The following is a 20,035-nucleotide window of genomic DNA, read 5'->3' on the forward strand; positions in this document are numbered from 1 at the left end:
ACGGGGTTTTTAGTTACGCGTGGAGCCTAGGATTTTTCTTTCGAATCAATCCCAGCTCAAAGCCCCACCCGTCTGATACTCAATCACGCGCGTCTCAAAGAAGTTCTTCTCTTTCTTCAAGTCCATGATCTCGCTCATCCAAGGGAACGGGTTAGTCGTCCCTGGATATTCTTCCTTAAGACCAATCTGCGACAGGCGACGGTTAGCGATGAACTTGAGGTAGTCCTCCATCATCGCCGCGTTCATGCCCAGCACGCCACGAGGCATGGTGTCGCGGGCGTATTCGATCTCCAGTTGGGTCCCTTGCAGGATCATCTGGGTCGCTTCTTCCTTCATCTCGGCATCCCACAGGTGTGGGTTTTCGATTTTGATCTGGTTGATCACATCGATACCGAAGTTAAGGTGCATGGATTCGTCGCGCAGGATGTACTGGAACTGCTCGGCGACGCCGGTCATTTTGTTGCGGCGGCCCATGGAGAGGATCTGGGTGAAGCCGCAGTAGAAGAAGATGCCTTCCAGGACGCAGTAGTAAGCGATCAGGTTGCGCAGCAGCTCTTTGTCGGTGTCCGGGGTGCCGGTTTCGAACTTCGGATCGGAGATCGAACGGGTGTATTTCAGGCCCCAGGCGGCTTTTTTCGCGACCGATGGGATCTCGTGGTACATGTTGAAGATCTCGCCTTCATCCATGGCCAGCGATTCGATGCAGTACTGGTAGGCGTGGGTGTGGATCGCCTCTTCGAAGGCCTGGCGCAGGATGTACTGGCGGCATTCCGGGTTGGTGATCAGGCGGTACACGGCCAGGACCAGGTTGTTGGCAACCAGGGAGTCGGCGGTGGAGAAGAAGCCCAGGTTGCGCATCACGATGCGGCGCTCGTCGTCGGTCAGGCCTTCCGGGTCTTTCCAGAGGGCGATGTCGGCGGTCATGTTGACTTCTTGCGGCATCCAGTGGTTTGCGCAGCCGTCCAGGTACTTCTGCCAGGCCCAGTCATATTTGAACGGCACGAGCTGGTTGAGGTCGGCGCGGCAGTTGATCATGCGCTTTTCATCGACGGCGACACGGGCGGCGGCGCCTTCGAGTTCGGCGAGGCCTTCGGCGACGTCGAGTTTGTCGAGGGCGGCCTTGGCGCGAATGATCGCGGCCGAGTCGCTGGCTGTCACGGCCCGCGCTTCGAGGGCGGCGGCACCGCCAGCGCTGTCGAGGCGGTCCATGTTGGCTTCAGAAGCGTGGCCGGCGTTGGCGCCTTTTACAGCGACTTCGCCGCTGTCTTCTTTGTCGAATTCGTCCCAGCTCAGCATGACGTGTCGTCTCCTGCGTGAGGGCCAGATGCCCGATGAGGGCCTACTGGCCGCGGTGGATCTTGGAAAAATCGTTTGTTGCAGCAGCTGACGCAGGCAATAAACAGAAAAATGTACGGGTCATTCCGGAGCGGCTGTGAACGCGAGGAGGCGATTTGGCCTCTGCGTGGGCTCCAGGCTGGCGTGATCCCCTGTAAGGGAATATTGCAGGCCCGTTTAAGGCGGCATTATAAGGACTTTTTTGCCTACGTGCTGCGGCGAAATAGCTCACAGAAGGAGCGGCGGGTGGGATATCCGCGTGGGAGCGAGGGTTTACAAGGCTTTGGCCGCTGAAGATTTTTTTTGCATGGATCGTATCGCGGTTTTTTTTGATCAAAAAACGAGCGTTTTTTGAAGGTTTGCACTACATGTTGTGTTTGCGGAGGGGTTTAGGCGGTTCTAGACACAACCAGGCCCGATCGAAACCGGGCCGTGGAAAATGTCAGTAATGATCAATCGGTATGGGCCGAACCGGTGTGATCGCTGCCGTCGCTAGCCACCGCGGTGGGGTCAGTGGTGGCGTGATCGTCACTGGCGATCGTGGCGCAATCCGCCTGGTCGTAACCCTTGATCGCGGCTGCGGAACCGGTGCGATCAAAACCGTCGGCGGCGAAAGTATTGGCGGCCAGCACGGACAGGGCAAGGGCGAAGATCAATCTGCTTTTCATGGTGGTTGTTCCTGGTTCGATGACGTTGATCAGCCGTTGGAGCAGCCGTTGCCCATGACGCTGTAGCGCAGGATGTGGCGTTGGCCCTTGGAGTCGTCGTATTCCATCTTCGCCGGGACCACTTCGCAGACGTTCGGGATGGCGCTCATGGAGATGACTTTGGCGATGTCCAGGTGGGTGGAGTAGGTGTACTCCTCAATGGCCGGTTTTTGCTGTGCAGCATCGGTCGGGAGCTCGTCTGCCATCGCGGTGGCGCAAAGGCTGCCGAGGACCAGAACCCATAAAGCTTTCATCTGTATTTCACCTTTTTGAAGTCGAGTAGGGTCACGCAACCTTTTTGGGGTTGCGTGTGGAGCAAGTGTTGGAAGTTGGATTAACGGCCTTCGTGGGGGCTGTGTTGCGTTAATCGTGTTTGCCGGTTGGCGAGGTGGATTTTAGAAGGTGAGGGTGGGGGTAAACAGACTCGGTTTTGATAAACACTGTTGGTTGATCTGGTAATAATCGGCTGGGAGTCGGTGGCTGTCTGGTGGACTGATGTTGGATGGGCAGGCGCTATCGCGAGCAAGCTCGGCTCCCACAGGCTCGGCTCCCACAGGAAAATGGCGGTAGGCAGGGCTTGCACGTTAGTACCGACATTTTGTAGGGACTTGTTACTACCATCGTCGAATGGTTCTATAGGCCCGCCCCGGGCTACAACGGGATCATACAAAAACAACTATTCACCGAGGTAAGAAAGATGAGTGCGGCTTCTGTGTATCCCGTTCGTCCCGAGGTTGCGGCCAATACGCTGACTGACGAGGCGACCTACAAGGCCATGTACCAGCAGTCGGTCGTCAACCCGGACGGCTTCTGGCGCGAGCAGGCCAAGCGCCTCGATTGGATCAAGCCTTTCACCACGGTGAAGCAGACGTCCTTCGACGATCACCACGTCGACATCAAGTGGTTCGCCGACGGTACCCTGAACGTTTCCTACAACTGCCTCGACCGTCATCTGGCCGAGCGCGGCGATCAGATTGCGATTATCTGGGAGGGCGATGACCCTGCCGAGAGCCGCAACATCACCTATCGCGAGCTGCATGAAGAAGTCTGCAAGTTCGCCAACGCCCTGCGCGGCCAGGACGTGCACCGCGGCGACGTGGTGACCATCTACATGCCGATGATCCCTGAAGCCGTGGTCGCGATGCTGGCCTGTGCCCGGATCGGTGCGATTCACTCGGTGGTGTTCGGCGGTTTCTCCCCTGAAGCACTGGCCGGCCGGATCATCGACTGCAAATCCAAAGTGGTGATCACCGCCGACGAAGGCGTTCGCGCCGGCAAGAAGATCCCGCTCAAGGCCAACGTCGATGATGCGTTGACCAACCCGGAAACCAGCAGCATCCAGAAGGTCATCGTGTGCAAGCGCACCGGTGGCGGCATCAAGTGGAACCAGCACCGCGACATCTGGTACGAAGACCTGATGAAAGTGGCCGGCACCGTTTGCGCGCCGAAGGAAATGGGTGCCGAGGAAGCGCTGTTCATCCTCTACACCTCCGGTTCCACCGGTAAGCCCAAGGGCGTGCAGCACACCACGGCCGGCTACTTGCTGTACGCGGCGCTGACCCATGAGCGGGTGTTCGACTACAAACCGGGCGAGGTGTACTGGTGCACCGCCGACGTGGGTTGGGTCACGGGCCACAGCTATATCGTCTACGGCCCGCTGGCCAATGGCGCGACCACGCTGCTGTTCGAAGGCGTGCCGAACTACCCGGACATCACCCGGGTGGCCAAGGTCATCGACAAGCACAAGGTCAGCATCCTCTACACCGCACCGACCGCCATCCGCGCGATGATGGCCTCGGGCACCGCCGCTGTCGAAGGCGCCGATGGCAGCAGCCTGCGCCTGTTGGGCTCGGTGGGTGAGCCGATCAACCCGGAGGCCTGGGACTGGTACTACAAGAATGTCGGCAAGGAACGCTGCCCGATCGTCGACACCTGGTGGCAGACCGAAACCGGTGGCGTGCTGATCAGCCCGCTGCCAGGCGCTACGGCATTGAAGCCAGGTTCGGCCACGCGTCCGTTCTTCGGTGTGGTGCCGGCGTTGGTGGACAACCTCGGCAACCTGATCGAAGGCGCCGCCGAAGGCAACCTGGTGATCCTCGATTCGTGGCCAGGCCAGGCGCGTACGCTGTACGGCGACCATGACCGTTTTGTCGACACTTACTTCAAGACTTTCAGCGGCATGTACTTCACCGGCGACGGCGCTCGTCGTGACGAGGATGGCTACTACTGGATCACCGGTCGGGTGGATGACGTGCTCAACGTGTCCGGCCACCGCATGGGCACGGCCGAGATCGAGAGCGCCATGGTCGCCCACCCGAAAGTCGCCGAAGCGGCGGTGGTCGGTGTGCCGCACGACATCAAGGGGCAGGGCATCTATGTCTATGTCACCCTCAATGCCGGCGAAGAAACCAGCGAGGCCCTGCGCCTGGAGCTGAAGAACTGGGTGCGCAAGGAGATCGGTCCGATTGCTTCGCCGGATGTGATCCAGTGGGCGCCGGGGCTGCCAAAAACCCGCTCCGGCAAGATCATGCGCCGCATCCTGCGCAAGATCGCCACGGCGGAGTACGACGGGTTGGGTGATATCTCCACCCTGGCCGATCCGGGTGTGGTGGCGCATCTGATCGAGACGCACAAGACCATGAACGTTGCCTGACGGTAACCCGTAAAACCGAAAGCCCCGCCCGGCAGTGCCGAGCGGGGCTTTTTTATGGGCGCGCTGGGAGGGCTTGAAATGTGGTGCCTTTGTGGCGAGGGAGCTTGCTCCCGCTCGGCTGCGCCTGTAGGAGCTGTGTAGGAGCTGTCGAGTGCAACGAGGCTGCGATCTTGCCCCAGACAATTGAGTCCCAAGCGAAAGATCAAGATCAAAAGATCGCAGCCTTCGGCAGCTCCTACCCCCAGCGGGAGCAAGCTCCCTCGCCACAGGTTTGGCGAATGAATAAATATCGGCGTTTAAACTAGGAAGTGTCTGAACGTTACCGGTGTTTCGAAATGTGTAACAAAAGGCGCCACAACGGGGCGATGTGAAACGCCAAGCCCCGATACAGGGCGCTTGCAGGCCTCTCCAAAAATAAGCCGACACGCTGTGCTTGCCGGATTAGAAGGGTTTGCGAATAATGGGCCCGCTATTTGCAGCATAGATCGGTTTCCCTTCTTTTGCTCTTGCATGAATTTGCGGGGCTGTCAATGCGCTCGAACAGCTTTCTCGGTGCTTCTGTAATTTGTTGTCGCATTGAAGAAATATCGGCTTCGGGCCTGTCGTTAGAATGCCGATCACTCGCTCGTCGTGGCTCGTGTTGAATAAAACGTGAGCTTCCTAGGACGCAGCACCAAAGTTCGTTTCACCCATTCGCATATTGGGCTGTTGCTCACTCTGCCGTTTTTGCCCTTTACCGATGGAGTCCCAAGATGAAGAAACTTGTGCTGCTTGGCGCCCTGGCACTGTCCGTGCTGTCCCTGCCGACCTTCGCTGATGAGAAGCCCCTGAAGATTGGTATCGAAGCGGCTTACCCTCCGTTCGCCTCGAAAGCCCCGGATGGCAGCATCGTCGGTTTCGACTACGACATCGGCAATGCGCTGTGCGAAGAGATGAAGGTCAAGTGCGTATGGGTCGAGCAAGAGTTCGACGGCCTGATCCCGGCGCTCAAGGTCCGCAAGATCGACGCGATCCTGTCGTCCATGTCGATCACCGAAGATCGCAAGAAGTCGGTTGATTTCACCAACAAGTACTACAACACCCCGGCCCGTCTGGTGATGAAGGCCGGTACCCAGGTCAGCGACGGCCTGGCCGAGCTCAAGGGCAAGAACATCGGCGTGCAGCGTGGTTCGATCCACGAGCGTTTCGCCCGTGAAGTCCTGGCCCCGCTGGGTGCCGAGATCAAGCCATACGGTTCGCAGAACGAGATCTACCTGGACGTGTCCGCTGGTCGTCTCGACGGCACCGTGGCAGACGCTACGCTGTTGGATGACGGCTTCCTCAAGACCGATGCCGGCAAGGGCTTCGCGTTCGTCGGCCCGGCCTTTACCGACGTCAAGTACTTCGGCGACGGCGTCGGCATCGCGGTTCGCAAGGGCGACGCGTTGAAGGACAAGATCAATGGCGCGATCGCGGCCATTCGCGAGAACGGCAAGTACAAGCAAATCCAGGACAAATACTTCGCTTTCGACATCTACGGCAAGTAACGACGTCCCGCCACTCGTGCGAAATGGCGCAAGCAACAGGATCTCTGCGGTTTGCGCCATTTTTTCATCCCACTTTCGAGGACCTGAATCATGTTGAAAGGCTACGGGGCTGTCATCCTCGATGGCGCATGGTTGACGCTTGAGCTCGCCTTGTCGTCCATGGCCCTGGCCATCGTCCTGGGGTTGATCGGCGTTGCGTTGCGCCTCTCTCCGGTGCGCTGGCTGGCGTGGCTGGGCGACCTGTATGCCACGGTCATTCGCGGTATTCCCGATCTGGTGCTGATCCTGCTGATTTTCTACGGCGGCCAGGACCTGCTCAACCGCGTGGCGCCGATGCTCGGCTATGACGACTACATCGACCTGAACCCGCTGGCGGCCGGTATCGGCACCCTGGGATTCATCTTCGGTGCCTACCTGTCGGAAACCTTCCGCGGTGCCTTCATGGCGATCCCCAAGGGGCAGGCCGAGGCGGGCATGGCGTACGGCATGAACGGGTTCCAGGTGTTTTTCCGGGTGCTGGTGCCGCAGATGATTCGCCTGGCGATCCCGGGCTTCACCAACAACTGGCTGGTGCTGACCAAGGCTACCGCGCTGATTTCGGTGGTGGGCCTGCAAGACATGATGTTCAAGGCCAAGCAGGCGGCAGATGCCACGCGCGAGCCTTTCACCTTCTTCCTCGCAGTGGCGGCGATGTACCTGGTGATCACCAGTGTCTCGTTACTGGCATTGCGTCACCTTGAGAAGCGCTACTCGGTAGGCGTAAGGGCGGCTGATCTATGATCTTCGACTACAACGTCATCTATGAAGCCTTGCCGCTGTATTTCAGTGGCTTGTTGACCACCCTGAAGTTGCTGGCCCTGTCGCTGTTCTTCGGCCTGCTGGCGGCGTTGCCCCTGGGGCTGATGCGGGTGTCCAAGCAGCCGGCGGTCAACATGACGGCCTGGCTCTACACCTACGTGATCCGCGGCACGCCGATGCTGGTCCAGCTGTTCCTGATCTACTACGGGCTGGCGCAGTTCGCGATCGTTCGCGAAAGCTTCCTCTGGCCGTGGCTGTCCAGTGCGACCTTCTGTGCGTGCCTGGCGTTCGCCATCAACACCAGCGCCTACACCGCCGAAATCATCGCCGGCAGCCTGCGGGCCACGCCCAACGGTGAGATCGAAGCGGCCAAGGCCATGGGCATGTCGCGCTACAAGCTGTATCGCCGGATCCTGCTGCCATCGGCCTTGCGTCGGGCGCTGCCGCAATACAGCAACGAAGTGATCATGATGTTGCAGACCACCAGCCTGGCATCCATCGTGACCCTGATCGACATCACCGGTGCCGCGCGCACGGTGAACGCGCAGTACTACTTGCCGTTCGAGGCCTACATCACGGCCGGCGTTTTCTACCTGTGCCTGACCTTCATCCTGGTGCGCCTGTTCAAACTGGCCGAGCGCCGCTGGCTGGGTTACCTGGCCCCGCGCAAGCACTGATAACGCATCGATCCGATCGACTGCTCAACGACTGACGTTTTGTGAGAACCGACCGCATGTACAAGCTTGAAGTCCAAGACCTGCATAAACGCTATGGCAGTCACGAAGTGCTCAAGGGCGTGTCCCTGAAAGCCGCCGCTGGCGATGTGATCAGCATCATCGGCTCCAGTGGCTCCGGCAAGAGTACTTTCCTGCGTTGCATCAACCTGCTTGAGCAACCCCATGCCGGCAAGATCCTGCTCAACAACGAAGAGTTGAAGCTGGTCGCCGGCAAGGACGGCGCGTTGAAGGCCGCGGACCCCAAGCAACTGCAACGCATGCGTTCGCGGTTGTCGATGGTGTTCCAGCATTTCAACCTGTGGTCCCACATGACTGCGCTGGAAAACATCATGGAAGCGCCGGTGCATGTACTGGGCGTGGCCAAGGCTGAAGCGCGGGAGAAGGCCGAGCACTACCTGAACAAGGTTGGCGTGGCCCATCGCAAGGATGCCTACCCGGGCCATATGTCCGGCGGCGAGCAGCAGCGTGTGGCGATTGCCCGTGCGCTGGCGATGGAACCGGAGGTGATGCTGTTCGACGAGCCGACCTCGGCCCTCGACCCGGAGCTGGTAGGCGACGTGCTCAAGGTGATGCAGGCCCTGGCCCTGGAAGGCCGGACCATGGTGGTGGTGACCCACGAAATGGGCTTTGCCCGTGAAGTGTCGAACCAACTGGTGTTCCTGCACAAAGGCATCGTCGAAGAAAGCGGCAACCCGCGCGAAGTGCTGGTCAATCCGCAATCCGAGCGCTTGCAACAATTTCTTTCGGGCAGCCTCAAGTAATCGCTCCCGTTACGCACCTGATTTGGGTCATGCTGCGCACCGCGCGCCAGATGGTCTAATTTGGTTGCAGCCGCTTTTGGCTTTAACACTGTTTTCGCTTCGGATTGCTCGCCATGACTGCCCATCGAATAGGTTTCCTGATTTGGCCCAGCACTAAAGCCTTGACGCTGGCGCTGGCCGAGGAGGCCTTGCGTGTTGCTCAGCGGGTGCATCCGGATGTGGTCTACGAACTGTCGTTCTTGCAGGCCGAACCGCCGGCCGACGGCGCCTGGCAACTGCCGGGCGAGCCTTGGGCCGGTAAGCTCGAAGGCTTCCAGAAGCTGTTCCTGCTGGCCGATGAGCCGCCGACTGCGTTGGCCTCACCCCTGAGCAGCGCCCTCAAGCAACTGGTGCGTGCCGGTTGTGTGATCGGCGGTTTGTCTGCCGGCGTCTATCCCCTGGCCCAGCTGGGTTTGCTCGACGGTTACCGTGCCGCCGTGCATTGGCGCTGGCAGGATGATTTCTCCGAACGTTTCCCGAAGGTCATCGCCACCAGCCATCTGTTTGACTGGGACCGCGACCGCCTGAGCGCCTGCGGCGGCATGTCGGTGCTCGACCTGTTGCTGGCGGTGCTGGCTCGCGATCATGGCGCGGAGCTGGCCGGTGCGGTGTCGGAAGAATTGGTGGTCGAGCGCATTCGCGAGGGCGGCGAGCGTCAGCGCATCCCGTTGCAGAACCGTCTTGGCTCCAGCCATCCAAAGCTCACCCAGGCGGTGCTGCTGATGGAAGCCAACATCGAAGAGCCGCTGACCACCGACGAGATTGCCCAGCATGTCTGTGTATCCCGTCGACAGCTGGAGCGGATCTTCAAGCAATACCTCAATCGCGTGCCTAGCCAGTATTACCTGGAGCTGCGCCTGAACAAGGCCCGGCAGATGCTGATGCAAACCAGCAAATCCATCATCCAGATCGGCCTGTCCTGTGGCTTCTCCTCAGGGCCGCACTTCTCCAGCGCCTACCGCAACTTCTTCGGCGCCACGCCGCGGGAAGACCGCAACCAGCGCCGCAGCAGCAGCCCGTTCGAATTGTCCTCGGTGCCGTCCGAGCGCGGCTAGTGGCACAACACGCTTCTGTGGGAGCAAGGCTTGCCCGCGATGCAGGCGACGCGGTCCTTGGTGAACCGAGGCGCCTGCATCGCGAGCAAGCTTTGCTCCCACAGATAAGTCCCCCTCGCCACAAGTGTTTTGCATGGCCGAGGGAAATGTGGAAGCCAGCCCCTCAAATACACCGGCAACGTTTAAACTGCGCCTTTGCGACGCTATTTGTCGCATTGCCGTAAACCCGCGAAAAACGTGGGTTGGCGCTATAAGAAGTTGTCGCTTGGCGGCAAGGCCGGGCTGAAAACTGTCCTTACAATCCTTACCAAGCCCGCCAGTTCCAGGCGGGTGTTCCTCATCAGGAGACTCCGATGTCCGTTGAGCAAGCCGCGGTACAACGCGCCGATTTCGACCAGGTTATGGTTCCCAACTATGCACCTGCTGCCTTCATACCTGTGCGTGGCGCCGGTTCCCGCGTATGGGACCAATCCGGTCGTGAGCTGATCGACTTTGCTGGCGGTATCGCAGTCAACGTACTGGGCCATGCCCACCCGGCGCTGGTCGGTGCACTGACCGAACAGGCCAACAAGCTGTGGCACGTGTCCAACGTATTCACCAATGAACCGGCCCTGCGCCTGGCCCATAAACTGGTCAACGCGACTTTTGCCGAGCGCGCGTTCTTCTGCAACTCCGGCGCCGAAGCCAACGAGGCCGCCTTCAAGCTGGCCCGTCGTGTCGCGTTCGATCGTTTCGGTAGCGAGAAGTACGAAATCATCGCCGCGCTCAATAGCTTCCACGGTCGTACCCTGTTCACCGTCAACGTCGGTGGGCAGTCGAAGTACTCCGACGGCTTCGGACCTAAAATTACTGGCATCACCCACGTTCCTTACAACGACTTGGCCGCTTTGAAAGCCGCTATTTCGGACAAGACCTGCGCCGTGGTGCTGGAACCGATCCAGGGCGAGGGCGGTGTGCTGCCGGCCGAGCAGGCCTACCTGCAAGGCGCCCGCGACTTGTGTGATGCCCACGACGCGCTGTTGGTGTTCGACGAAGTGCAGACCGGCATGGGCCGCAGTGGTCACCTGTTCGCCTACATGCATTACGGCGTGGTCCCGGACATCCTCACCAGCGCCAAGAGCCTGGGCGGTGGTTTCCCGATCGCGGCGATGCTCACCACCGAAGCGCTGGCCAAGCACCTGGTCGTCGGCACCCACGGCACCACCTATGGCGGTAACCCGCTGGCCTGCGCGGTGGCCGAAGCAGTGATCGATGTGGTCAATACCCCTGAAGTGCTCGCGGGTGTCAAAGCCAAGCATCACAAGTTCAAGGTTCGCCTGGAGCAGATCGGCGAGAAGTACGGCCTGTTCACCCAAGTGCGTGGCCTGGGCCTGCTGATCGGCTGCGTGCTGAGCGACGCCTGGAAAGGCAAGGCCAAGGACATCTTCAACGCCGCCGAACAGGAAGGCCTGATGATCCTGCAAGCTGGCCCGGACGTGATTCGCTTTGCTCCGAGCCTGGTGGTGGAAGACGCCGACATCGACGAAGGCCTGGATCGCTTCGAGCGGGCCGCGGCGAAGTTGACCCAAGCCTAAGGCTGAGTCGGACCCCTTGTGGGAGCGAGCTTGCTCGCGATAGCGGTGCCTCAGTGAAATGAATGTTGGCTGACACTGCGCTATCGCGAGCAAGCTCGCTCCCACAGGAGTCTTGCAGCGGCTGAAAAATCGAAGACCGCCGCAGATGCAATGCGGGCCAGGGTGTTCGTTTAGTTTTTTTCTGTGTATCGACCCCACGGTCGAACCCTTTATTTCAAGTTAAGGAGTGACACCATGCTGGTGATGCGCCCCGCGCAAATGGCTGATCTGGGCGAGGTACAGCGTCTGGCTGCGGACAGTCCGATCGGTGTCACTTCCTTGCCGGATGACGTGGAACGCCTGAGCGACAAGATCGCCGCAAGCGAAGCCTCGTTCGCCGCCGAAGTCAGCTTCAACGGTGAAGAGAGCTATTTCTTCGTCCTTGAAGACACTACCACCGGCAAGCTGGTGGGCTGTTCGGCCATCGTCGCGTCGGCCGGTTATTCCGAACCGTTCTACAGCTTTCGCAACGAGACTTTCGTTCATGCCTCCCGTGAGCTGAAGATCCACAACAAGATCCACGTGCTCTCTCAGTGCCACGACCTGACTGGCAACAGCTTGCTGACCAGTTTCTACGTGGTGCCGGAACTGGTGGGTTCGCCATGGTCGGAACTCAATTCCCGCGGGCGCCTGCTGTTCGTCGCCAGCCACCCGGAACGGTTTGCCGATTCGGTGGTGACCGAGATCGTCGGCTACAGCGATGAGAATGGCGACTCGCCGTTCTGGGACGCCATCGGTCGCAACTTCTTCGACCTCAACTACGCCGCCGCCGAGCGTTTGTGCGGGCTTAAAAGCCGTACTTTCCTCGCCGAGCTGATGCCCCATTACCCGATCTACGTGCCGCTGTTGCCGGACGCCGCCCAGGAAGCCATGGGCCAGGTCCATCCGCGGGCGCAGATCACCTTCGACATCCTGATGCGCGAGGGTTTCGAGACCGATCACTACATCGACATCTTCGACGGTGGCCCGACCCTGCATGCTCGTGTCTCGGGCATCCGCTCGATCGCCCAGAGCCGCGTGGTGCCGGTCAAGATCGGCGAACCGGTCAAGGGGGCCGGCCGCCAGTACTTGGTGGCCAATGCCCAATTGCAGGATTACCGCGCCGTGCTGCTCGAGCTCGATTACGCGCCGGGCAAACCTGTGACGCTGGACATGGAAGCGGCCGAAGCCTTGGGCGTCGGCGAAGGCGCCAGCGTGCGCCTGGTGGCGGTTTAACGCTTTACAGCTGAGTTTCGCGGGTGGCGTGAGCGACCCGTTTGAGGAGATAGCATGATCGTTCGTCCCGTACGCAGCAGCGATTTACCCGCTCTGATCGCCCTGGCCCGCAGCACGGGCACCGGCCTGACCACCTTGCCGGCCAACGAAGAGCGCCTGGCCCATCGGGTCGGCTGGGCCGAGAAGACCTTTCGCGGCGAAGCCGGGCGCGGTGACGCGGACTACCTGTTCGTGCTCGAAGACGATGACGGTCGCGTGGTGGGCATTTCCGCCATCGCCGGTGCCGTGGGGTTGCGTGAGCCCTGGTACAACTTCCGGGTCGGCCTGACGGTCAGCGCTTCCCAGGAATTGAACATCTATCGGGAAATCCCGACCCTGTTCCTGGCCAACGACCTGACCGGTAATTCCGAGCTGTGCTCGCTGTTCCTGCATGCCGATTTCCGCAATGGTCTCAATGGCCGCATGCTGGCCAAGGCGCGGCTGTTGTTCATTGCCGAATTCCCGCAGTTGTTCGGTAACAAGATCATCGCCGAGATGCGCGGCATGTCCGACGACAAGGGGCGTTCACCGTTCTGGGAAAGCCTGGGTCGGCACTTCTTCAAGATGGAATTCAGCCAGGCTGATTACCTCACCGGCGTGGGCAACAAGGCGTTCATCGCCGAGCTGATGCCCAAGTTCCCGCTGTACACCTGTTTCTTGTCCGAAGATGCCCGGACCGTGATCGGCCAGGTTCATCCGGACACGGAACCAGCATTGTCGATGCTCAAGAGCGAAGGTTTCAGCTACCAGGGTTACGTCGACATCTTCGACGCCGGCCCGGCGGTGGAATGCGAAACCGGCAAGATCCGCGCGATTCGTGACAGCCAGGCGCTGGTGCTGGCCATCGGCACGCCGGGCGATGACGCCACGCCGTTCCTCATCCATAACCGCAAGCGCGAAGACTGCCGCATCACCGCTGCACCGGCGCGCTTTGCCGCCGGAACACTGGTGGTCGATCCGCTGACCGCCAAACGTCTTCAACTCAACGCCGGTGACCAGGTACGTGCCGTCGCGTTGTCTGCTGCCCGGGAGTCGAAATGATGAACTCGCTGTACATCGCAGGAAGCTGGCTGGAAGGCCAGGGCGACCTCTTTGAGTCCTTGAACCCGGTGAGCCAAGAGGTGTTGTGGTCGGGCAACGGCGCCACGGCCGCGCAAGTGGAGTCGGCGGTGCAGGCCGCGCGCCAGGCGTTCCCGGATTGGGCTCGGCGCTCGCTGGATGAACGCATCCAGGTGCTGGAGGCCTTTGCCGCTGCCCTGAAAAACCACGCGGACGAACTGGCCCAGTGCATCGGTGAAGAAACCGGCAAGCCGCTGTGGGAAGCGGCGACCGAAGTGACCAGCATGGTCAACAAAGTCGCCATTTCGGTGCAGAGCTACCGCGAGCGGACCGGCGAGAAGAGCGGCCCCCTGGGCGACGCCACTGCTGTACTGCGCCACAAGCCCCACGGTGTGGTGGCGGTTTTCGGCCCCTACAACTTCCCTGGTCATTTGCCCAACGGCCACATCGTGCCAGCGCTGCTAGCCGGTAACAGCGTGCTGTTCAAGCCGAGCGAACTGACGCCGAAAGTCGCCGAGCTGACGGTCAAGTGCTGGGTCGAGGCGGGTCTGCCGGCGGGCGTACTGAACCTGCTGCAAGGGGCGCGGGAAACCGGTATCGCCCTGGCGGCGAACCCAGGCATCGACGGGCTGTTCTTCACCGGCTCCAGCCGCACCGGCAATCTGTTGCACCAACAATTTTCCGGGCGTCCGGACAAGATCCTCGCGCTGGAAATGGGCGGCAACAACCCGCTGGTGGTGGATGAGGTGGCCGACGTCGATGCGGCGGTCTACACCATTATTCAGTCCGCTTTCATTTCCGCCGGGCAGCGCTGCACCTGTGCGCGCCGCCTGCTGGTGCCGGAAGGCGCTTGGGGCGATGCCCTGCTGGCGCGCCTGGTGGCGGTCAGCTCGACCCTTGAAGTCGGTGCTTTCGACCAGCAACCGGCACCGTTCATGGGCTCGGTGATTTCCCTGGCCGCGGCGAAGGCGCTGATGGATGCGCAAAACCATTTGCTGGGCAAAGGCGCCGTGCCGCTGTTGAGCATGACCCAACCGCAGGCCCAGGCCGCATTGCTGACGCCGGGTATCCTGGACGTGACGGCCGTGGCCGAGCGGCCTGATGAAGAGCTGTTCGGGCCGTTGCTGCAAGTGATCCGCTACAAAGATTTCGCAGCGGCAATCACCGAGGCCAACAATACGCAATATGGCCTGGCTGCCGGGTTGCTGTCCGATTCCCAGGAGCGTTACCAGCAGTTCTGGCTGCAAAGCCGCGCCGGTATCGTCAACTGGAACAAACAGCTGACCGGGGCCGCCAGCAGCGCGCCGTTCGGCGGTGTCGGCGCCTCGGGCAACCATCGCGCCAGCGCTTATTACGCGGCCGATTATTGCGCGTATCCGGTGGCTTCCCTGGAAACCCCGAGCCTCGTCATGCCGGCTGCCCTGACCCCCGGCGTGCGAATGGTGTGAACCCCGATCGCGAGCAAGCTCGCTCCCACAAAGGATTGCGCAGAACCTTGTGGGAGCGAGCTTGCTCGCGAAGGCCGCGCCGCGGTTGTTATTTGATGCCTATAAAAAACAGATTCTCGTGGAGCCTCGCTGATGAAATCCTATGAAGTCAACTTTGACGGTCTAGTGGGGCCGACCCATAACTACGGCGGGCTCTCGTACGGCAACGTCGCGTCCCAGAGCAACAGCCAGCAGTCCTCCAACCCCAAGGAAGCGGCGTTGCAGGGCCTGGCGAAAATGAAAGCGCTGATGGACATGGGTTTCCAGCAAGGTGTGCTGGCGCCGCAGGAGCGCCCGGACGTGGCGGCCCTGCGCCGGCTGGGTTTTGCCGGCAGCGATGCCCAGGTCATCCAGCAGGCTGCGAAAGAAGCGATGCCGTTGCTGGTTGCCAGTTGCTCGGCCTCCAGCATGTGGGTGGCCAACGCCGCCACGGTCAGCCCGAGCGCCGACACGGCCGATGGCCGCGTGCATTTCACCGCCGCCAACCTGAACTGCAAATACCACCGCAGCATCGAGCATCCGACCACCAGTCGCGTGCTGGGGGCGATGTTCGCCAACCAGCAACACTTCGCCCACCACGCCGCCTTGCCGGCGGTGGCGCAGTTCGGCGACGAAGGCGCGGCCAACCACACCCGTTTCTGCCGCGCCTACGGTGAGGCCGGTGTCGAGTTCTTCGTGTTCGGTCGCAGCGCTTTTGACACCCGCTATCCCGCGCCGCAGAAATACCCGGCGCGCCAGACCCTGGAAGCTTCCCAGGCCGTTGCCCGCCTGCACGGGCTGAGGGAGGAGGGCGTGGTGTACGCCCAACAGAACCCATCGGTGATCGACCAGGGTGTGTTCCACAACGACGTGATCGCGGTGGGCAATGGCGAAGTGCTGTTCTATCACGAGGACGCGTTTCTCGAGACCGACAAGATGCTGGCTGAATTGAGCAGCAAACTCGCCAAGGTCGGTGGGAAATTTCAATCGGTGTGCGTACCGCGTTCGGCGGTCACCGTCGATGACGCGGTACGTTCCTACCTGTTCAATAGCCAGTTGCTGTCGCGTCCCGACGGTTCAATGCTCTTGATCGTGCCGGAAGAATGCCGTAGCAACGAACGTGTCTGGCAATACCTGCAGGGCCTGACGGGCACTGGCGGGGTGATTCGCGAAGTGAAGGTCTTCGACCTCAAGCAAAGCATGCAGAACGGGGGCGGCCCGGCTTGCCTGAGGTTGCGCGTGGCGCTCAATGAAACCGAGCTGGCGGCCGTCAACCCAGGGGTTATCATGACCGCGCCGCTGTACGATTCGCTGACCCAATGGGTCGAGCGGCACTACCGCGACCGCATGACCGAAAATGATCTGGCAGACCCGCAGTTGCTGCTCGAATGCCGTGCGGCACTGGATGAACTGACACAAATCCTTAAACTTGGCTCGGTTTATCCTTTCCAGATCAATTGAAAGCGCGCGCGACCTGACTACAGTCAAAGCAGGGCGCGTTGCCTTATCCCCAGACGAGAATGTAAAGACATGAGCGATACCTTGCAGCTGATCCTTGAAGACACCGACGGCACCCAACTGGAAACCTCCTGCACCCGCGTCGCGGTGATGTGGCAAGGCAAGGAGTTGTGGATCCAGCAGGATGGCCGCGGTCAGTTGCTGATCGGCGTCGATGTCGAAGAAGGGGACGAGGAATACGCCAACCTGTTGTTGCGTCCATTGGCGACCAACCTGGTCAGCCTGCAACTGGAAATGGAACCGGCGGACGTCGGCGACGATGACCATGTCCATGGCCCGGATTGCGGCCACGACCATTAAGGAAACCGCGCTATGCTCGCCCTCGGCAAACTGCTTGAACTGACCCTCGCCGGCCGTGAACCGGCGGAGAAGACTCAACTGACTGTCGAAGGCGTACGGATGCGCTGGTTGAGCGAGGGCGCGCTTGAGGTCAAGCCGCCCGAAGCCCGGGATAACGGCCTGGACCTGCTGCTGTCGGCCGGTATCCACGGCAACGAAACCGCGCCAATCGAGTTGCTCGACCGCTTGCTGCATGACATCGCCCGAGGCCATTTGAAGCCGCGGGCACGCATTCTGTTCCTGTTCGGCAACCCCGAGGCCATCCGGCGCGGAGAGCGTTTCGTCGAACAAGACGTCAACCGCCTGTTCAATGGCCGCCATGAGCTGAGCGGCGGTCCTGAGGCGCTACGGGCCTGCGAGCTGGAGCGCTTGGCCGCCAGTTTTTTCAGCCGGCCAGAGCGCAGTCGCTTGCATTACGACCTGCACACTGCCATCCGCGGCTCGAAGATCGAGCAGTTCGCCCTCTACCCGTGGAAAGAAGGTCGCCAGCATTCACGCCGTGAACTGGCACGCTTGCGTGCCGCGGGCATGGAGGCGGTGTTGCTGCAGAACAAGCCGTCCATTGTGTTCAGCGCCTACACCTACGACCAGCTCGGCGCCGAGTCCTTCACCCTGGAACTGGGCAAGGCCCGGCCATTCGGACAGAACGACGGGGTCAACGTCAGCCTGTTGGAAACCCGCCTGCAACAGATCATCGAGGGCAACGAGCCGGAGCTGGATGAAGGGCTCGATGGCCTGCAGCTGTTCAGCGTCGCCCGGGAAATCATCAAGCACAGCGACAGCTTCCGCCTGAATCTGCCGACGGACATCGAGAACTTCTCGGAATTGGGGAAAGGCTACGTGCTGGCCGAAGACATCGCCCAGACCCGCTGGGTGATCGAAGAAGAGGGCGCCCGGATCATCTTTCCGAACCCCAAGGTCAAGAATGGCTTGCGGGCTGGCATCCTGATCGTGCCGGCGACCGATGAAAACCTGATCTAAAATCCCCACAAACCATTGTGGGAGCGAGCTTGCTCGCGATAGCGGTGTACCAGTCAATGTTGAAGGCGACTGACACTCCGCTATCGCGAGCAAGCTCGCTCCCACAGGTTTTTTAGCGGCTTTTAGACCGCTACCGCCCGCTGCTCACTACGGCGTAACGCCCGGGTCTTGTGCAACGTATCGGCGCAGGTCTTCGCTGCTTCCTGACCCTTGTGCACGAAATGTTCGAAGAAGAATTTCTGATGTTCTTCCCCAGCATGAAAGTGATGCGGCGTGAGCACGACCGAGAACACCGGCACTTCGGTTTCCAGCTGGACCTGCATCAGGCCGCTGATCACCGATTGGGCGACGAACTCGTGACGGTAGATGCCACCGTCCACCACCAGGCCGGCGGCGACGATGCCGGCGTAGCGGCCTGACTTGGCCAGCAGCTTGGCGTGCAGCGGAATCTCGAAGGCGCCACCGACTTCGAAGAAGTCGATATCACTTTCCTGGTAACCCTGGATGATCATTTCGGCGACGAAGCCTTTACGGCTCTGGTCAACGATTTCCTTGTGCCAGCAGGCCTGGATGAACGCGACGCGCTCGCCCGGATGACTTTTGCTTTTGCTGTCGATTGCAGTGGGTTGCATGTTCTGGTTCCTGTTTGTGTGAAAAACAGGGCGTCATGAATCGAAGGGGATTCGAGGGTACGCCGCGCACGGACAGTCGCAGTCGGCCCTTGGGTGCCAATCCCGTTCTCTCTTCATCCGGACTATGACCGTCGGCCCCGGAATCACACCGGGTCTGCTGACCTTGCCGCTACACCCCAAAAACCGGTGCACCACCAAGCGCTCGCGGGCTATGCACGTTGCGTGCAATTACCGCCGGTGGGGAATTGCGCCCCGCCCTGAGAACGTTTTGCCGCCACGCTGTGTGACGGCGGATAATTTTTAACACATAACCCCTTGTGGGAGCGAGCCGTGGGAGCAAAGCTTGCTCGCGACAGCGGTGGGTCAGTCAACATCAATACTGCCTGACCCGACGCCATCGCGAGCAAGCTTTGCTCCCACGGCACGCAAGGGGGGTGTTGCCCTTTCCGTCGACTGGGCTTGATTATTCCTCGCCATGACCGCAGTAATTGCCCTTCGAAAGGGATTTCCCTCCACTTGAGCCCGAGGCCAGATTCATGAGCGTTATCGATCTTCGCAGCGACACGGTCACCCAACCTACCGCCGGCATGCTCGATGCCATGGCCAGCGCGCCTACCGGTGACGATGTGTATGGGGAAGACCCGACCGTCAATCGCCTCGAGGCCGAACTGGCCGCTCGCCTGGGGTTTGCCGCAGCGCTGTTCGTGCCCACGGGGACCATGAGCAACCTGTTGGGCTTGATGGCCCACTGCGAGCGCGGCGACGAATACATCGTCGGCCAGCAGGCCCACACCTACAAATACGAAGGCGGTGGTGCGGCGGTGCTCGGTTCGATCCAGCCCCAGCCTCTTGAGGTGCAGGCGGACGGCTCCCTGGACCTGGCACACGTCGCTGCGGCGATCAAGCCCGATGATTTCCACTTTGCCCGCACCCGCCTGCTGGCCCTGGAAAACACCATGCAGGGCAAGGTGCTGCCACTGGAATACCTGGCCCGGGCCCGGCGTTTTACCCAGGAACATGGCCTGGCCCTGCACTTGGACGGGGCGCGGTTGTACAACGCTGCGGTCAAGCTGAATGTCGACGCCCGGCAGATCACGCAACATTTCGATTCGGTGTCGGTGTGCTTGTCCAAGGGCCTCGGCGCGCCGGTGGGGTCGGTCCTGTGCGGCAGCGTCGAGCTGATCGGCAAGGCCCGCCGGCTGCGCAAGATGGTCGGCGGCGGCATGCGTCAGGCCGGGATTCTCGCGGCGGCGGGGCTGTACGCCCTGGAACATCAGGTCCAGCGCCTGGCCGATGACCACGCCAATGCCCAGCGGCTCGCCGAGGGCTTGCGCGCGGCGGGTTACGAGGTCGAGCCGGTGCAGACCAACATGGTCTACGTACAAATGGGCGAGCGGGCCGAGGCGATCAAGGCATTTGCCGATGAGCGGGGCGTCAAGCTCAGCGCTGCGCCACGCCTGCGAATGGTGACGCACATGGACGTGAGCGCGGCGCAAATCGACCAGGTGATCGCCACTTTCGTCGAATTTTCCCGCCAATGACTCGTCAACCGGGGCAATTGA

18 protein-coding genes and 1 riboswitch are annotated in these 20,035 nt (G+C 60.9%); of the genes, 14 read left to right on the plus strand and 4 right to left on the minus strand.

The features are described 5' to 3' along the window. Window positions 1–45: 45 nt before the first annotated feature. The 3 genes from AB4Z20_RS03975 to AB4Z20_RS03985 all read right to left on the minus strand — a co-directional run bounded on the left by AB4Z20_RS03975 (window position 46) and on the right by AB4Z20_RS03985 (window position 2,296). Entirely contained in the window at window positions 46–1,296 is a 1,251-nt protein-coding gene (locus tag AB4Z20_RS03975) for a ribonucleotide-diphosphate reductase subunit beta (protein ID WP_018612669.1), read from the minus strand. A gap of 491 nt (window positions 1,297–1,787) precedes the next feature. Beyond that, window positions 1,788–2,003, minus strand: coding sequence for a hypothetical protein (locus tag AB4Z20_RS03980; protein WP_253477341.1), 216 nt, complete (start codon window positions 2,001–2,003; stop codon window positions 1,788–1,790). A gap of 29 nt (window positions 2,004–2,032) precedes the next feature. Next, window positions 2,033–2,296 (minus strand): DUF2790 domain-containing protein, encoded by a 264-nt coding sequence (locus AB4Z20_RS03985; protein ID WP_253477339.1) that lies wholly within the window; start codon window positions 2,294–2,296, stop codon window positions 2,033–2,035. A 443-nt stretch (window positions 2,297–2,739) separates the two neighbouring features. On the opposite strand from AB4Z20_RS03985, the gene acs reads away from it, so the two are divergent. The 13 genes from acs (at window position 2,740) to astE (ending at window position 17,841) form a co-directional block, all read left to right on the plus strand. Further along, a complete protein-coding gene (acs, locus tag AB4Z20_RS03990; protein WP_003204805.1) occupies window positions 2,740–4,695 on the plus strand; it encodes an acetate--CoA ligase in 1,956 nt (651 codons plus the stop codon). 752 nt (window positions 4,696–5,447) lie between these two features. Further along, window positions 5,448–6,221: an ABC transporter substrate-binding protein gene (locus tag AB4Z20_RS03995; RefSeq protein WP_003204802.1), complete on the plus strand. Its 774-nt coding sequence runs from the start codon at window positions 5,448–5,450 to the stop codon at window positions 6,219–6,221. Window positions 6,222–6,311: 90 nt separating this feature from the next. After that, window positions 6,312–7,001 (plus strand): ABC transporter permease, encoded by a 690-nt coding sequence (locus tag AB4Z20_RS04000; protein ID WP_003204800.1) that lies wholly within the window; start codon window positions 6,312–6,314, stop codon window positions 6,999–7,001. Further along, complete coding sequence (locus AB4Z20_RS04005; protein ID WP_014339810.1) at window positions 6,998–7,696, plus strand: ABC transporter permease; 699 nt, start codon at window positions 6,998–7,000, stop codon at window positions 7,694–7,696. The genes AB4Z20_RS04000 and AB4Z20_RS04005 overlap by 4 nt, the downstream gene beginning before the upstream one ends. A gap of 56 nt (window positions 7,697–7,752) precedes the next feature. Continuing rightward, the gene (locus AB4Z20_RS04010; RefSeq protein WP_018612663.1) at window positions 7,753–8,517 is read left to right on the plus strand and encodes an ABC transporter ATP-binding protein; all 765 of its coding nucleotides are present in this window, start codon (window positions 7,753–7,755) and stop codon (window positions 8,515–8,517) included. Between the two features lie 113 nt (window positions 8,518–8,630). Continuing rightward, complete coding sequence (locus AB4Z20_RS04015) at window positions 8,631–9,611, plus strand: GlxA family transcriptional regulator (RefSeq protein ID WP_018612661.1); 981 nt, start codon at window positions 8,631–8,633, stop codon at window positions 9,609–9,611. Between the two features lie 353 nt (window positions 9,612–9,964). Further along, entirely contained in the window at window positions 9,965–11,185 is a 1,221-nt protein-coding gene (locus AB4Z20_RS04020; RefSeq protein ID WP_442089364.1) for an aspartate aminotransferase family protein, read from the plus strand. 234 nt (window positions 11,186–11,419) lie between these two features. Further along, window positions 11,420–12,439 (plus strand): arginine/ornithine succinyltransferase subunit alpha, encoded by a 1,020-nt coding sequence (gene aruF / locus AB4Z20_RS04025; protein ID WP_092145236.1) that lies wholly within the window; start codon window positions 11,420–11,422, stop codon window positions 12,437–12,439. A 54-nt stretch (window positions 12,440–12,493) separates the two neighbouring features. Further along, a complete protein-coding gene (gene astA / locus AB4Z20_RS04030) occupies window positions 12,494–13,519 on the plus strand; it encodes an arginine N-succinyltransferase (RefSeq protein ID WP_253477333.1) in 1,026 nt (341 codons plus the stop codon). Continuing rightward, complete coding sequence (gene astD / locus AB4Z20_RS04035; RefSeq protein WP_442089365.1) at window positions 13,516–14,985, plus strand: succinylglutamate-semialdehyde dehydrogenase; 1,470 nt, start codon at window positions 13,516–13,518, stop codon at window positions 14,983–14,985. Before astA ends, astD begins: the two co-directional genes overlap by 4 nt. 132 nt (window positions 14,986–15,117) lie before the next feature. Further along, a complete protein-coding gene (gene astB / locus AB4Z20_RS04040; protein ID WP_258689157.1) occupies window positions 15,118–16,464 on the plus strand; it encodes an N-succinylarginine dihydrolase in 1,347 nt (448 codons plus the stop codon). A 69-nt stretch (window positions 16,465–16,533) separates the two neighbouring features. Further along, entirely contained in the window at window positions 16,534–16,821 is a 288-nt protein-coding gene (locus tag AB4Z20_RS04045) for a hypothetical protein (protein WP_003178862.1), read from the plus strand. 12 nt (window positions 16,822–16,833) lie between these two features. Continuing rightward, window positions 16,834–17,841, plus strand: coding sequence for a succinylglutamate desuccinylase (astE, locus tag AB4Z20_RS04050; protein ID WP_214509500.1), 1,008 nt, complete (start codon window positions 16,834–16,836; stop codon window positions 17,839–17,841). Window positions 17,842–17,963: 122 nt separating this feature from the next. On the opposite strand, the gene AB4Z20_RS04055 is transcribed toward astE, so the two are convergent. Further along, window positions 17,964–18,473: a 6,7-dimethyl-8-ribityllumazine synthase gene (locus tag AB4Z20_RS04055; protein WP_024618891.1), complete on the minus strand. Its 510-nt coding sequence runs from the start codon at window positions 18,471–18,473 to the stop codon at window positions 17,964–17,966. A gap of 100 nt (window positions 18,474–18,573) precedes the next feature. Next, window positions 18,574–18,742: riboswitch (FMN riboswitch) on the minus strand. Window positions 18,743–19,009: 267 nt separating this feature from the next. On the opposite strand from AB4Z20_RS04055, the gene ltaE reads away from it, so the two are divergent. Then, window positions 19,010–20,014: a low-specificity L-threonine aldolase gene (gene ltaE, locus AB4Z20_RS04060; protein ID WP_258689155.1), complete on the plus strand. Its 1,005-nt coding sequence runs from the start codon at window positions 19,010–19,012 to the stop codon at window positions 20,012–20,014. Window positions 20,015–20,035: the final 21 nt, after the last annotated feature.

Origin of the sequence: Pseudomonas sp. KB_12 (assembly GCF_052114545.1) — a bacterium.
GTDB classification, from domain to species: domain Bacteria; phylum Pseudomonadota; class Gammaproteobacteria; order Pseudomonadales; family Pseudomonadaceae; genus Aquipseudomonas; species Aquipseudomonas brassicacearum.